Origin of the sequence: Niastella populi, assembly GCF_002078015.1 — a bacterium.
In the GTDB taxonomy this organism is placed as follows: domain Bacteria; phylum Bacteroidota; class Bacteroidia; order Chitinophagales; family Chitinophagaceae; genus Niastella; species Niastella populi.
The window spans coordinates 58,420-72,884 of sequence record NZ_LWBP01000254.1; the positions used below are offsets into that span (position 1 = coordinate 58,420).

A 14,465-nucleotide genomic window follows, 5' to 3' on the forward strand; every position below is an offset into this window, starting at 1 on the left:
ACAACCGGCACACGTTGGTTGTCCTTTGTTATTTGATCTATTTGCTGCCCACTGCAGGTGAAAACACTTTCATTACGCCATTGCGGAAAAGCTTGCCGATGGGAATGTCGGTTTTATTCACTTCAACCAGCTCATGGGTGAAGGACTTTATTTTGTTGATGGAAACGATAAACGAGCGGTGAGTTCTTATAAATAACTTTTCGGGCAGCATGGCCTCAACCGAACTGATAGATTGTTTAGTGATGATAACACCCTGTACCGTATTCACCTTAATATAGTCTTTCATGCTTTCGATATACAAAATATCATCGAGCATAACTTTCACCATCTTACGATCGGCACGGAAATAAACGAAACTTTCATTTTTCTTTTCTTCTATCACGGCCGCCACAACTGCAGGTTTAGACGGTGCTGCAGCTCCATTGAGCGGAAAGGCTTTGTTAACCGCTTTCAGAAAACGATCGAACCGGATGGGTTTCATCAGGTAGTCTACCACATCGAGTTCATACCCTTCCAGTGCATATTCAGAAAAGGCCGTGGTAAAAATTACTTTGGGCGGGTGCTTCAGTGTTTTTATAAAATCGGTGCCGTTCAACTGCGGCATGCGTATGTCGAGGAATAAAAGATCCACAGGGTGCTGTTGCAGAACGGTAAGTGCCTGAATGGCATTGGCGCATTCGCCCATCAGTTGAAGTGTAGGAATTTCCTGCACATAGCGGCGAATGATCTCGCGGGCCGGCGGTTCATCATCTATGATGAGGCAACGTATGGTTTTGGTTTCATCCATGATATGCTAGCTTAAAGCTACCGGTTTCTTTTTTGGTAAGCGGCAATTTTTCCAGCTGCAGCCACAGGTTTACAATGAACACCTCTTCTTCATCGGTGATGGTAAGCTCATGTTTGCCGGGGTACAATAGATCGAGGCGTTTGCGTACATTCACAATACCAATGCCTTTATATTTATTGTTTATAACCTCATTGGTTTTGCCATTCATCAGCTTCACATTCATCCTGTCTTTTTCAAGTGTAACATGCAGGCTCAGCCAGGGCTGTTCTATCATATGACTGGTACCATGTTTGAAACAATTTTCAACCAGCGGTAACAGTAGCAACGGCGCAATGGCGAGGTTATCGGTATTGCCGGGAAGGTCGATGTGAACATCGAGGTGATCGTCGTACCTGATCTGTTCGAGCGAAATATAATCCCTGATCATTTTTAATTCTTTCGAAAGCGGAACCTGGCTATGGTTGCATTCGTACAACATAAAACGCAGCATATCTGACAAACCCATCACCAACTGCGATGCTACAGGTGCGGTGTTCTGCGTATGCGAGTAAATATTGTTGAGCGTATTGAACAGGAAATGCGGATGAACCTGGGCTTTCAGCAATTGCAATTGCGCCTCGGCATTTTCCTTTTGCAACTGCAGGTTGCGTTGTTCTTTTACATACCATAGTTTCATCAGCTTTATGGAAGCCGCAATACCGCCAATGGTAATAGCGCCCCGCAACCCGGCCATCAGCGACAGGTGTACCTGGAAGGTGGCTCTTTTTTTCAGGTACTGGCCGAATGCGTCATCTTTCATGATCAGTTGCTGAATTTCAGGAATGATAGTGGCCGATAAAATGGTGGAAATGGCCGCCGCACCCAAAAAACAGATCAACACCCACATGCCGGTGAGCCAGTATTTTTGTTTCAGCAGGAACCGCGGAATTACAAAATACATGAGGGCAAATGACAGGGCGATATGCGCTATCATATACACTGCCGATTCGGCAAAAGAATCGAGCAGGCGAACGGAATAAATGGGTTTACCTGTATAACCGATCACCGAGTACAACACGCCCTGGAACAACCACCAGAAACCCCAGAACGCGAGGTGCCGCCTTACGCGGTATTTGCGTTCTTGTGAAAAAATAAAAGGGAATTGTTCGGTCGGTTGCATATACCTAAAATTACATTTCGTTTTGCGGAAATGTACCCGCCGGCATGTTAATATCGCCAGACATCAATTTTTCGTCGACAAAAATGTTTGGAGTGTGGGATATTGAGCAGGCTACTTCCCTTTAAGGATATTTACAACCAGCGATCCGTTTTCTTTAACCTGATGCTGCTGCTCCCAGGCCTGTACCGTAGTTTCAAGCGCTTTCTTCAGGCGCATTTTGGTAGAACGTTTGTTGAGTTTCAACCGTACGCCTTCGAGCTTTTCTTTATAAACCAGCACCCCGTCATTGTTATAAAAATAAACGATGTGGTGTTTGAACGAATGAATATTGCTTTCAACCACCCACCATCCCTTCTCCGATACCCATTCCGGTGAAACCCCTGTATTATCCTGGGCAAAAACAGCGGCATGCATCAGCAATCCGATGATCGCCGATATGATCAATTTTATTTTCATGACTATAGTTTTAACTGAAAAATGCAGAACACCGTAAAACTATTGCATTAGTAAGCCTGCCCAATTGTAAAGTGGCTGACAGGCTTCAATACTATGTTAGAAAGCGGTTGTAGGTAGACAAAGAGAAAAATGCAGGACCAAGTGATCTGGTCGACGAAATACGAATGGGCTCGACAAGTACGTGCTGTGTAGTCAGCACGCTGCAGCAAAATTATTAGCAGGATGTTTCAATACGACGCGAAACGTGCAAAATCGGATTGCTACGGGTTTAAGTCGTTGAATTGTAGCCCGTAATAGTTGATCCGTATCAAAATTACCGGTATTTGGTATAAAGACCTGATACGGGATTGATTAAATGGTAAAACTTTACTACCTTATATGAATGTACGAAAAACCCCCACCCTTCGGCTCTTATTATGTAACATTAAGCGTGTCTGGCTGGATAGACGTATTCACCTGCCACTCTTATTGCGAAATTTTAATTGACAACCTAAACCATTGTATTGACAACAAAAACCTCCATGTGTATGAATACGTGTTAATGCCCAGCTACATCACTATTATTGCCTCTTCAAAAAAGAAGCACATTTCTACCATTTTAAGGGAATTTAAAAACGGTACTGCTAAACAGGTGCTGAAATCAATTGCAGAAAATCCTGACGAAAAAAGAAAAGAATGGATGATGCGATTGTTCAGCTATTACAGCAACCGGTACCAGCACGATGCGGAACATCACTTCTGGCAATTTGGCAATCATCCGGTTGTTTTGGATAGTACCGAACTGTTTGCACAACATGTTACCGAAGTAGTAAACCTGCCGGTCACCACCAGGCTGGTAGACGATCCCCATCATTATGTTTACAGCAGCGCCCATCCTCACCAACGGGTTAAGCTGGCGCCCTGGCAATAGTATTTAAAACAGCCTCCGTATACCTCTGCAAGCATTTGATCTACCGGCCGGTTCATTGGCCGGGCAGGTATTTATTATCCTTTAATAAAACAATTAGCAAAGAACTAAACCGATATATCGTTAAAGCATTGTTACGGCTAACAGTATTATTCAAACATTATTATTAGCTGAAGCTATTAACATCCGGTCGTTTTCTAAACAACATTTTGTATATTACACTCCCTTGTCTCTGCTATAACTTTAGCCTGATTGTTCGTTCCGCACCCGGTACCAAATTAACAGCACGGTTTTATTATTTACCCCGAGGATTCGCCGAAGTATTTGTTTATTAATGAACATTGATAAAGCAATGCTCCTATGATTAATAAGAATAAAGACCAGGGTCTTAAACAACAAGACTGTTCTTACCTGACTTTTAATGTAGTGGACTGGATCGATGTGTTTATACGACCTACCTATAAACAGATCATCGTTGACGCATTAAACTACTGTATCGAAGCGAAAAAATTCACCGTGTACGCCTGGTGCCTGATGACCAATCACCTGCACATGCTGGCCCGTGCCCAGGACGGGTCGGGGCTGGCAGTGATTGAGAAAGAGTTCAAACGATATACCACTACAAAAATACTCGAAGCCATAGATATTGAGCCCGACCTGCGCCGCTCGTGGATGCTGCAGCGGTTCGAAAGCTGCAGCCTTAGTCTCAAGAAAATAGAAAAATTTCAATTGTGGCAAACCTGCACCAATCCTTCTTTTATAGATTTCAGGCAGGTATATAAACTGCAGGAAAGAGTATTGTACATTCATGAAAATCCCATTCGCGATGGCATTGTAGACAGTCCCGAACATTACCTGTACAGTTCGGCTACCGATTATGCCGGTAAGCCGGGGCTTGTTAAAGTGCAGGTAATAAATTTCGAGGCGTTACGGATGGCGTTGCTGAAGAACGGATCAGCTTAATGCGTTCTTTAATGCCTCAATGGTTTTCTTCTCACTGCCAACAAAGGTCTTATCATTCACAAAAACAACCGGCCGTTTCAGGAATGTGTATTCCTCGAGAATGAGCTGGCGGTAATCCTTTTCCGTAAGCGGTTTGTCTTTCAAACCCATTTCCTTGTATTTCATGGCGCGGCGGCTGAACAACGATTCATAACTGCCGGTCCTGTTCTTCATTTCATCGAGCTGGGCCGGTGTGATCTTTTCGGTTTTAATATCCTGCATCTCAAACCCTTTTTTGTCTATACCGGTTTCTTTGATGATCGCCTGGCAGGTGGTGCAGGTGCCCAGATGGTAGATTTTTTTCATGTGCGCGAAGATAGGGGGCGCAAGTTGAAAAGTTTACGGGGTTAACAAGTTGATAAGGGAACTGGCAATCAGGTAGTTAAATAACAATTTCAGTTAATTTGGGTCGAATTTGTTGTAAATTGGCCGCGAAAACCCTATTAACGGTTACTCAATGGGAAGGCTTTCACATTTTATTTAATAATATCGGCGTTTTTGCCTGTAATTTTTTAAGCAATTCGCCGACCAATTGAGTATCTTTTCGCTAAAACCAACCCAATTGCAGGCAAAACTTAACCAGGATGAGTTTGTGGCATTGGTGCACCAACACCGCGCTATGTTGTACAAGGTGTGTAACTTGTATTGCACATCCGATTACGATAAACAGGACCTTTTCCAGGAGATCGTAATACAACTGTGGGGTGCCTATCCACGGTTCAGGGGTGACTCCAAGTTCAGCACCTGGCTGTACCGTATTGCACTAAATACCGCCATTTCTGACCTGCGTAAACAAAAGAAGATAATTAAAAGCGTAGAACCAGAATTATTACCAACAGAGATACAAGACATACAATATAGCAACGAAAAAGAAGAACGGTTACAGCAACTTTATAAAGCTATAAATCATCTTACTGAAATAGAACGGGCTATTGTAATGCTGTACCTTGAAGACAAGAGTTACGAAGAAATGGAAGAAATTTTGGGGATCAATCAGAATAACCTGCGCGTGAAAATGAACCGGATCAAAGAAAAATTACGTAAACTCACAAAATCTGTAGAACATGGAGTTAGATAGCCTGAAAGATATTTGGAAAAATCTGGATGAAACAGACATTCGTCCGGGCAGTGAAGTGCCGATTTCATCCATGTTGCATAAGCGTTCGCAAGGTACCATTGCAAGGCTGAAGCGCAACCTCAACCGCGAGCTCATCGCCGTTTTGATCATATACTCATTAACTATATGGTATATTACCACCTTTCAAAGAATGTACAGCGAGCTGGCTGTATTGCTGGCCCTGGTGGGCGGGGCTTTTTTGTTTTATTATTACCGCAAAAGCAAGTTGCTGAAACAAATGGAATGTGTGGCCTGCGAAGTGCGCTCGAACCTGAAACAGCAACTGGGAACACTTGAAAAATATGTTCGCTTCTATTTTATCGCAGGTACCATACTTACGCCGCTGGCTTATTTTGCAGCCGGTATCATAATCCTGTTCAATGCCCAGGAAGGTAATTCCCATCTCGTAGACGTACCGTTGGAGGCGCAAACTTCCGTTTCACAAATGCCTATTGCACAACATATCAGTAATCACCGTTTTTTTATTGTATTTCTTTCAATAGGCGCTGTGCTTACGGTTGGCAGTTATTTCCTGAACCGCTGGCTGATTGGAAAATTATACGGCCAGCATATTCAGAAACTGAAAGACCTGCTGATGCAAATGGATGAAGAAGCATAGTGGAGAAAACTTCTCCAGGCATTCCTGTTTAACTTTTCATTTTCTCAACTTTACGGCTTTTAACAGGCCCGTTCGGCCCGGCCCCAGGGCTTTTTATTGAGCTCATCGGCCGTTTTATCAATTTCCCTTTCCCGGTAATCTATAACCGGTTTTACTCCCCTGTTACCGGAGACGGTCACGCAACCATACATTAGCTTTAATCATCTTGTATCCAACAGTTTTTACTCCCTTCAGGGGGTTGGTAGTATTGTACTTTATTTTTAAGTAATTTCAACTCCTTAAAAACGATTCGTTATGCCTACTCGTCGGGATTTCCTCAGGCAGTCGTCCCTGCTTACCGCCAGTTTTTTTATCAGTAAAGATGAATGGTTCGCTGCACCAAAAAAGATCGGGCTCCAGCTATATACACTCCGAAATGAAATGGGTAAAGATGCCAAAGGTACCTTAGCCAAAGTGGCCGCACAGGGTTATAAATGCGTTGAAACCTATGGCTATGACGATGGTAAATGGTTTGGTATGAACGTGGCCGAACTAAAGGCAACCCTTAAAGCCAATAGGCTTGCCTCCCCAAGCGGCCATACTTTCCCCGGCAGCATATTCTTACAAAACGGCTGGGAAGAAAAGTGGAAACCGGCAGTTGCCGATGCCAAAGCATTGGGGCAGGAATTCATTGTAATTCCCTGGCTCGAAGAACCATACCGCGCTGATGCCGATAATTATAAAAAAATAGCCGCCGCACTTAACAAGGCCGGGGAAACATGTAAAAAAACAGGCATAAAGCTCGCCTATCACAACCATGATTTTGAATTGCAGCCGGTTGGAGGTACAACCGGTTTCGATATCCTGCTGAAAGGAACGGATCCCAAACTGGTTTTCTTTGAAATGGATATTTACTGGGTATCGAAAGCCGGTAAAGACCCGCTGGCCCTGTTTACCGAACATCCGGGCCGTTTTGCCATGTGGCATGTAAAGGATATGGACAATACTCCGGCGAAAAACTTTACCGAAGTAGGCAGCGGGGTTATCAACTATAAAAAGATCTTTAACTACGCCAGACAAAGCGGTATGAAATACTTCTTTGTAGAACAGGATATGTGCCCCGGCGATCCGTTACAAAGTACCGCCAAAAGCATCGCCTACCTGAAAAAGAATATAGTCAAGTAAACATATTATCCTACAACATTACCTAATACCATTTCTATGATGCAACGAAGGAGATTCCTGAAACAGGCGGGTACATTGCTTGCCGGGGGTACAGTACTGTCTGCACTCGATAACAACGCATTTGCCATATTCAAAAATCGAATCGCCCCCAGCGACCAGCTGGTTATCGGTGCCATTGGTATCAATGGCATGGGCTGGGCCAATGTAACTGCGGCCCTGAAAGTACCCGGCGTAACCCTGGGCGCTTTATGCGATGTTGACAAGAACGTGCTCGATAAAAGAATGGCCGACCTGGCAAAGAAAAATATCGATACATCAAAGGTGAAAACCTATGCCGATTACCGTAAGCTGCTCGATCAGAAAGATATCGACATTGTAATTGTTGGTTCGCCCGACCACTGGCATGCCCTGCAAATGATACATGCCTGCGAAGCAGGTAAAGATGTATTTGTAGAAAAACCTGTGGGTAACTCAATTATAGAATGCCGCACAATGGTGGCTGCCCAGCAGCGCTACAATAAAGTGGTGCAGGCCGGCCAGTGGCAACGCAGCCAGCAGCATTTTAAAGATGCCGTTGATTATGTACAAAGCGGCAAGCTGGGAATGATAAGAACCGTGAAGGTATGGTGCTACCAGGGGTGGATGAAGCCGGCCGCGGTTGTACCCGACAGTAACCCGCCGGCAGGTGTTGATTATGCTGCCTGGCTGGGGCCAGCCGAGAAACGGCCGTTCAATGCCAGCCGTTTTCATTTTAATTTCCGCTGGTTCTGGGATTATGCCGGCGGTTTAATGACCGACTGGGGTGTGCACCTGCTCGACTATGCCCTGCTGGGCATGAAAGCCGATGTGCCCAAATCAATTGCCGCACTGGGCGGTAAATTCGCTTATCCCGATCTGAGCCAGGAAACACCCGATACCCTCACCACGCTGTATGAGTTCGATAAATTCAATCTCGTTTGGGATTCTGCCATGGGTATCGACAATGGATCGTACGGCCGAAACCACGGGATCGCGTTTATAGGCAACAATGGCACACTGGTATTGCATCGTGGTGGCTGGGAGGTGTTGGAAGAGCCGCAAAGCACCAATAAAGCCAGCAAGTCGTTTGTAAAACCATCAGATAACGGATTGAACAATCACTGGGTGAATTTCATCGATGTGGTGAAGTCGAGGAAGATGGAAGAGCTGAATTGCTCCATTCAGGCCGGGGCGCATGTTGCCACGGTTGCCCAAATGGGTAATATCTCATTCAGAAGCGGGCAACGCCTGGTGTGGGATAAAGCCAAAGATAAATTTACCGATGAAAAGGTAAACGGTCTGTACCTGGCGAAGGAGTATCATAACGGGTACAAACTTCCGAAGGTGTAAGTAATTAAGTGTGCCACACCTCAAAGGTGTGGCACACCTGCCTTATAATTTTCTGATCTTGATATTCCGGTACCATACAGCATTGCCGTGGTCCTGCAGTGCAATTCTTCCTTTTTGAAAAGAACCGAAGCCTGGCCATTGCTTGAATTTACTGGCGGCTATCATTTTTTTCCAGGCATCATCCCACATCGTAGTGGCGAGCACTTTCGTTCCATTCAAATGAAACTCGAGCGCGCCTTTATTCGAGATCACTTCAACCTGGTTCCATTCGCCGACGGGTTTAACCGTTTCGGGTGAGCTGGTGATAAGATCGTACAGGTCGCCTGTGCGGTGTTTCGTGATCTTTGCATCGGGATGGCCTGCATTATCCAGCACCTGCATTTCGGGGCCGGTATGATAGGTTTCACCGTATTTCGATCCTTCCTGCACATAGAACATGATACCGCTGTTACCAGCTGGTGCAATCTTCCATTCGAGTTTAAGGTCGAAGTTGTCGTATTCCTCATTGGTGAGCAGGTCGCCGCCACCAGCTATTTTACCGTCTTTTATATTGGTAGTATCGAGGTACAGGGCGCCATCGCTCACCTGCCAGGCGCTGCCGTCAGTTTTTTGATTGAACACATGGAAATTGCTTTTTGATGTGCCATCGAAAAGCAGTTGCCATCCTTCATTCTTTTCTGCGTCGGTCAGTTTATTGGTCATATCGGAAGAAGCAGTTGCCATAGTATCTGTTTTTGTTGAGTCGGCTGCCGGTTGTTCTGAACCGCCGTTACCACCCTGGCAACCTGCAATAACGCCTGCAATGATCAGGCAAGCAAAAGTTGTGCGCATATGTAGATGATTTTAGTTGAAAAGCGAATTATAACCGCTTGATCTGAATATTTCTGAAGGCTACGCCATTTCCATGGTCCTGTAAGGCAATGCGGCCTTTACGGAACATGCCAAAGCCGGCCCAGTTCCTGAACTTGCTGTTTGCTATCAGTTGCTTCCAGTTGTCGTCCCACATGGTGGTGGCAACTACTTTGGCGCCATTTTGAAAAAGCTCCAGCTGGCCTTTATTGATCCTGATCTCTATTGAATTCCATTGACCCCAGGGATGAACATTTTCAGGAGCACTGGTAATAAGATCGTACAGATCGCCGGCGCGGTGTTTATTGATCTTTGCATCGCGGTGGCCGTTGTTGTCAATGATCTGCATTTCGGGACCGGTTAAATACGACTGGCCGTATTTAGGATCTTCCTGTGTTAAAAAGATGATGCCGCTGTTACCGGCAGAATCAATTTTCCATTCCAGTTTAAGGTGGAAATTTTCATACTCTTCATTGGTGACCAGGTCGCCGCCGCCTGCGCCGTTTTTTTTGGCTGCAGGGTCGAGGTATAAAATGCCGTCTTTTACCGTCCACGCCGAACCATCGGATTTATTGTTGTAAATATGCCAGGCATTTTTTGAAGTGCCATCGAATAAAACCTGCCAGCCATCCTCTTTCTTTGATGATCCCTTAGCTGAATCTGTTGTTTTACCGGCGGTGTGGCATGCGAGCGATGCGATCGGAAATAAGGCGATGATTAACTTCTTCATGTGATTTTGAGCGTAAAAAGAGACCCCCGCTTTTAAGGGAGCAGGGGTTGTATGATTTACTGATTTTTTAAAGAGAGAATGTAGCGAACCATTTCTTTTGCGCTGTCTGCGCTCAGTGCGGGGTGCGGTGTCATTGGCACTGTACCCCAGTTGCCTGAACCACCTTTGATGATCTTATCGGCGAGCATGGTAACGTTCTCTTCTGTTGATTCGTATTTATTCGCCACTTCGGTATAGGCCGGGCCTATATTTTTTTCGCTGATCTTGTGACAGGTTGTGCAATCAAGCGCACCGATCATTTCCAGGGCTTTATCATTGGCTGCAGTTGCAGCACCATCCGCTGATGCGTTTTCTGCTGGTTTTTTATCACCGCTTTTTGTGCCATCGGATGAGTTGCAGGCAACCAGTGCTGTACAAAGAGCAGCAAAAACAACGTATTTCTTCATCGAAACAAAAGTTTTAGTTCACAGAATTGTGCAAGTTATATATTTAGCAAATTACATTATTTTAATCCTAAAACCGATCTGTTAAATTTTTCATCGCTTCCGGTACCGGCAAAATCATCAAAGGCTTTCTCTGTTACACGTATAATATGGTCCATGATGAACACCGCACCTTCTTTGGCACCGTCTTCAGGATGTTTGATACAACATTCCCATTCCAGCACCGCCCAGCCGGCATAATCATAAGCGGCCAGTTTGCTGAAGATAGATTTGAAGTCGACCTGGCCATCGCCCAGTGAACGGAAACGGCCGGCCCTGTTGATCCAGTTCTGGTAACCGCCATACACGCCCTGTTTACCCGTTGGGTTGAACTCCGCATCCTTTACATGGAACATGCGGATACGCTCATGATAATTGTCGATGTATTCCAGATAGTCGAGGCATTGCAATACGAAGTGCGATGGATCGTACAGCAAACAGGCCCTTGGATGGTTATTGGTATGCTGCAGGAACATTTCGTAGGAGATACCATCGTGCAGGTCTTCCCCGGGATGGATCTCATAACAAAGGTCAACACCGTTCTCATCGAAGGTGTTCAGGATGGGCAGCCAGCGGTTGGCCAGTTCTTTAAATCCTGTTTCAACCAAACCTGCCGGGCGTTGGGGCCAGGGATAAACCGTAGGCCATAACAGCGCGCCGCTAAAAGTGGCATGCGCGTTCAATCCCAGGTTTTGAGAGGCTTTGGCTGCGAATTGTAATTGCTGAACGGCCCATTCGGTGCGGGCCCTGGGATTGTTGCGGAATTTTTCCGGGGCAAACCCATCGAACAGCGTATCGTAAGCAGGGTGAACGGCTACAAGCTGTCCCTGCAGGTGGGTTGACAGCTCCGTTATTTCAAGACCGATCTCATTCACGATGCCTTTTATTTCATCTGCATAGGTTTTGCTTTCGGCGGCTTTTTGCAGATCGATGCAACGGCTGTCCCAGGTAGGGATCTGCACACCTGCAAAGCCAAGGCCTTTTGCCCACTGGCAAATTGATTTCAGTGAATTGAATGGTGGCTGATCGCCCATGAACTGGGCGAGGAATAATCCGGGTCCTTTTAACGTTTTCATTAAATGGCGCTTTGAGATTTGGAAATTGAAATTAGGTATCAGGAGCCAGCCTTGTGCAGCCTGGCATCAATGGTTTGCGTTTTGTGACGATTATCACACCTCAAACAACGTCCACTTCTCTTTGCTTGCGCTGCTCTTAACAACGTTATCGATAAACGCCATACCGCGAACGCCTTCTTCAACACGTGGGAAGTCGAGCATTTCTTTCGTCGGCTGCCCGCCATCGATATGTGCAGATAATGTCAAAGCAAAGTTGCGATAGATATTGCCAAATGCTTCGAGGTAACCTTCGGGGTGACCGCCCGGGGTGCGGCAGTTATGCGTTGCAAAAGACGACAATACGCCGGTATAGTTTGCGCCCGCGCGTAAGATCTGCGTCGGTTGATCGAGCCATTTGGCAATGAGGGTATTGGGTTCATGCTGCGCCCATTCTACGCCACCCAGCTCGCCATAAATGCGGATCTTTAAAGCGTTCTCTTCGCCGGCGGCTATCTGAGAAGCAACCAAAACGCCTGCTGCGCCATTATCGAATTTTAATAGCACATTACCATCATCATCGAGATGGCGGCCTTCTACCATTGTATTCAGGTCGGCACAAAGATGTGTGATCTTCAAACCGGTGATATATTCAGTAAGGTGAGCGGCATGCGTACCTATATCGCCCATACAACCGCTCTTACCTGATTTTTTGGGATCGGTTCTCCACGCAGCCTGCGCATTGCCTTCGCGTTCCGACAAACGGCTTAACCAGCCCTGCGGATATTCAACAATTACTTTTCTTACTTTACCCAATGCACCGCCCTGTACCATGGCGCGCGCCTGTTTAACCATCGGGTAGCCGGAGTAGGTATGTGTAAGGCACAGTTGCAAACCTGTTTCTTCAACTTTTTTGCTTAACTGTTTAGCTTCGTCGAGCGTAAAGGTCATTGGCTTTTCTATCACCACGTGAAAGCCATGATCGAGCGCCATCATAGCAGGAGCAAAGTGTGCGAAGTTGGGCGTAACGATGGTTACGAAATCCATACGTTTATCGGCCGGTAACTTGCTTTCTGCCCTGATCATATCTTCATAATTGGTATATATGCGGTCTTCGGGCAGGAATAACATTTTTCCTGATGCAATGGCCACGTCAGGATTTACACTTAATGCTCCGCAGGATAGTTCAATAAGTCCATCCATATTGGCAGCAATGCGGTGAACAGCGCCGATAAAGGCATCTTTGCCTCCACCTACCATTCCCATTCTTAATTTTCTGTTCATGAAATATTAATTAGAAAATGTGAAAAAGGATTTGTTTTGAAATAAAAAATTACATTTACATGCTTATTTGAATCTAACGAATTTACAATTGCGTTCGATAAAGTTACGGTGGTTCGGTAAAAACTTTAAAAAATATCAATTACCAACCATATATTAACCAAAAAGATTTCTTGCCATGCAACAACCAACGTTCAATCGCGGCCAGCTTTTCTGGGCCAGTTGTTTAGCTCTTTTAGTAACCTCTTTATCTTTCGGCATCCGCGCCGGTATCTTAAGCGAATTAGGTACAAAATTCCATCTCAACGCCTCTCAATTAGGTACCATAGCCGCAACCGCTTTCTGGGGTTTTCCATTGGCCGTTATTATTGGTGGAATGGTAGTGGATGCCATCGGGATGAAAAAATTATTGCTGCTCGCCTGTTTGTTTCATGCTGCAGGTATTTTATTGACCGTGTTTGCCAGCGGGTACTGGCCCCTGTTCCTTTCCACTTTATTGATAGGAATAGCGAACGGTACTGTTGAAGCTGCCTGTAACCCGTTGGTAGCAGCTATTTACCCTGATAATAAAACCACGAAATTAAATCATTTCCACCTCTGGTTCCCCGGCGGAATTGTAATAGGCACACTCATCGTGTTCCTTTATAATAAAGCGGGTATTGGTTCTATAGGTAGATGGGAACCCTGGCAGATACAGGTGGCCGTAATGCTTATACCAACGTTAATTTATGGTTATATGGTAAGCCGGTTGAAATTCCCCGTAACAGAGCGCGTGGCGGCAGGGGTATCAACCGGGGAAATGTATAAATCATTATTGAACCCGCTGTTCATTTTCATGATCATTTGCATGTTCGGTACAGCGATCACCGAATTGTTTACCGGCCAGTGGATCGATGTATTATTGAAGAATGTAACCGACAATGCCATACTGATACTTACCCTCGAAACGGGTGTAATGGTAATTGGCCGCGGTCTTGCCGAACCTGTAGTGCATCGTTTATCACCGCAGGGTGTATTGCTCATTTCGGCGGTACTTTCTGCATTGGGTATTTATTTGCTGGGCCACACTACCGGCAACATGGTTTTCGTAGGCGCCCTTATATTCGGTATGGGGGTTTGTTACTTCTGGCCAACCATGCTGGGTTTTGTTTCGGAGAACCTTCCCAAAACAGGAGCGGTAGGCCTGAACCTGATGGGTGGTGCAGGAATGTTTGCCGTGTCAATTTATATGATGTTCATGGGAAGCCACTACGATAAACTGTTGGGCGAAAAATTACCAGCCGATGCCGAGCTGAAAGTTTATACCGATGCACCTGCCGGATCTGAAATGGCCAATGCGCTTGCAGAAGCGAAAAAAGCGGCCGGTCCGCAAATATTGGATACTACCCTGGTTATTCCAATAATACTGGTAGTGGCATTTGCGGCATTAGTATTCTACATGCGGGGCAGAAAGAAGGCCGAACAGTTAACACCTGTTAGCGCATAATAGTAT

The 14,465-nt window shown here is 45.6% G+C and carries 16 protein-coding genes; 7 read left to right on the top strand and 9 right to left on the bottom strand.

The features are described from left to right. Positions 1-37: 37 nt before the first annotated feature. The 3 genes from A4R26_RS32990 to A4R26_RS33000 form a co-directional block, all read right to left on the bottom strand. The gene (locus A4R26_RS32990) at positions 38-787 is read right to left on the bottom strand and encodes a LytR/AlgR family response regulator transcription factor (RefSeq protein ID WP_081171242.1); all 750 of its coding nucleotides are present in this window, start codon (positions 785-787) and stop codon (positions 38-40) included. Beyond that, the gene (locus tag A4R26_RS35530; RefSeq protein WP_207625878.1) at positions 780-1,946 is read right to left on the bottom strand and encodes a sensor histidine kinase; all 1,167 of its coding nucleotides are present in this window, start codon (positions 1,944-1,946) and stop codon (positions 780-782) included. Before A4R26_RS35530 ends, A4R26_RS32990 begins: the two co-directional genes overlap by 8 nt. Positions 1,947-2,057: 111 nt before the next feature. Next, complete coding sequence (locus tag A4R26_RS33000) at positions 2,058-2,402, bottom strand: hypothetical protein (RefSeq protein WP_081171244.1); 345 nt, start codon at positions 2,400-2,402, stop codon at positions 2,058-2,060. A 523-nt stretch (positions 2,403-2,925) separates the two neighbouring features. Between A4R26_RS33000 and A4R26_RS33005 the strand changes: the two genes are divergently transcribed. Together A4R26_RS33005 and A4R26_RS33010 are read left to right on the top strand one after the other, a co-directional pair. Beyond that, positions 2,926-3,312 (top strand): transposase, encoded by a 387-nt coding sequence (locus A4R26_RS33005; RefSeq protein WP_165760501.1) that lies wholly within the window; start codon positions 2,926-2,928, stop codon positions 3,310-3,312. A 357-nt stretch (positions 3,313-3,669) separates the two neighbouring features. Continuing rightward, on the top strand, positions 3,670-4,272 hold the full coding sequence (locus A4R26_RS33010; protein WP_081171248.1) for a transposase: 603 nt from the start codon (positions 3,670-3,672) through the stop codon (positions 4,270-4,272). Here the strand turns inward: A4R26_RS33010 and A4R26_RS33015 are convergent. After that, the gene (locus tag A4R26_RS33015; protein WP_081171250.1) at positions 4,264-4,617 is read right to left on the bottom strand and encodes an arsenate reductase family protein; all 354 of its coding nucleotides are present in this window, start codon (positions 4,615-4,617) and stop codon (positions 4,264-4,266) included. The two genes, A4R26_RS33010 and A4R26_RS33015, sit on opposite strands and share 9 nt — an antisense overlap. Positions 4,618-4,873: 256 nt before the next feature. Between A4R26_RS33015 and A4R26_RS33020 the strand changes: the two genes are divergently transcribed. The 4 genes from A4R26_RS33020 to A4R26_RS33035 all read left to right on the top strand — a co-directional run bounded on the left by A4R26_RS33020 (position 4,874) and on the right by A4R26_RS33035 (position 8,579). Beyond that, complete coding sequence (locus A4R26_RS33020; RefSeq protein ID WP_081171252.1) at positions 4,874-5,389, top strand: RNA polymerase sigma factor; 516 nt, start codon at positions 4,874-4,876, stop codon at positions 5,387-5,389. Further along, positions 5,376-6,047 (top strand): hypothetical protein, encoded by a 672-nt coding sequence (locus tag A4R26_RS33025; protein WP_081171254.1) that lies wholly within the window; start codon positions 5,376-5,378, stop codon positions 6,045-6,047. Before A4R26_RS33020 ends, A4R26_RS33025 begins: the two co-directional genes overlap by 14 nt. Positions 6,048-6,341: 294 nt before the next feature. After that, on the top strand, positions 6,342-7,211 hold the full coding sequence (locus A4R26_RS33030; protein WP_081171255.1) for a sugar phosphate isomerase/epimerase family protein: 870 nt from the start codon (positions 6,342-6,344) through the stop codon (positions 7,209-7,211). A gap of 36 nt (positions 7,212-7,247) precedes the next feature. Then, positions 7,248-8,579 (top strand): Gfo/Idh/MocA family protein, encoded by a 1,332-nt coding sequence (locus A4R26_RS33035; protein WP_081171257.1) that lies wholly within the window; start codon positions 7,248-7,250, stop codon positions 8,577-8,579. Positions 8,580-8,621: 42 nt separating this feature from the next. On the opposite strand, the gene A4R26_RS33040 is transcribed toward A4R26_RS33035, so the two are convergent. From A4R26_RS33040 to A4R26_RS33060, 5 genes are all read right to left on the bottom strand, one after another. Further along, on the bottom strand, positions 8,622-9,410 hold the full coding sequence (locus A4R26_RS33040; RefSeq protein WP_081171259.1) for a 3-keto-disaccharide hydrolase: 789 nt from the start codon (positions 9,408-9,410) through the stop codon (positions 8,622-8,624). Between the two features lie 28 nt (positions 9,411-9,438). After that, positions 9,439-10,158, bottom strand: a complete 720-nt coding sequence (locus A4R26_RS33045) for a 3-keto-disaccharide hydrolase (protein WP_081171261.1) — start codon at positions 10,156-10,158, stop codon at positions 9,439-9,441. Positions 10,159-10,214: 56 nt separating this feature from the next. Next, positions 10,215-10,604 carry a c-type cytochrome gene (locus A4R26_RS33050; protein ID WP_081171263.1) on the bottom strand — a complete coding sequence of 130 codons (390 nt, stop codon included), beginning with the start codon at positions 10,602-10,604 and terminating at the stop codon, positions 10,215-10,217. A 56-nt stretch (positions 10,605-10,660) separates the two neighbouring features. After that, positions 10,661-11,716 (bottom strand): sugar phosphate isomerase/epimerase family protein, encoded by a 1,056-nt coding sequence (locus tag A4R26_RS33055; protein WP_081171265.1) that lies wholly within the window; start codon positions 11,714-11,716, stop codon positions 10,661-10,663. A 93-nt stretch (positions 11,717-11,809) separates the two neighbouring features. Continuing rightward, a complete protein-coding gene (locus A4R26_RS33060) occupies positions 11,810-12,976 on the bottom strand; it encodes a Gfo/Idh/MocA family protein (protein ID WP_081171267.1) in 1,167 nt (388 codons plus the stop codon). A gap of 175 nt (positions 12,977-13,151) precedes the next feature. Here A4R26_RS33060 and A4R26_RS33065 point away from each other — a divergent pair, with 175 nt between their 5' ends. Then, positions 13,152-14,459, top strand: a complete 1,308-nt coding sequence (locus A4R26_RS33065) for an MFS transporter (protein WP_081171269.1) — start codon at positions 13,152-13,154, stop codon at positions 14,457-14,459. Positions 14,460-14,465 lie beyond the last annotated feature (6 nt).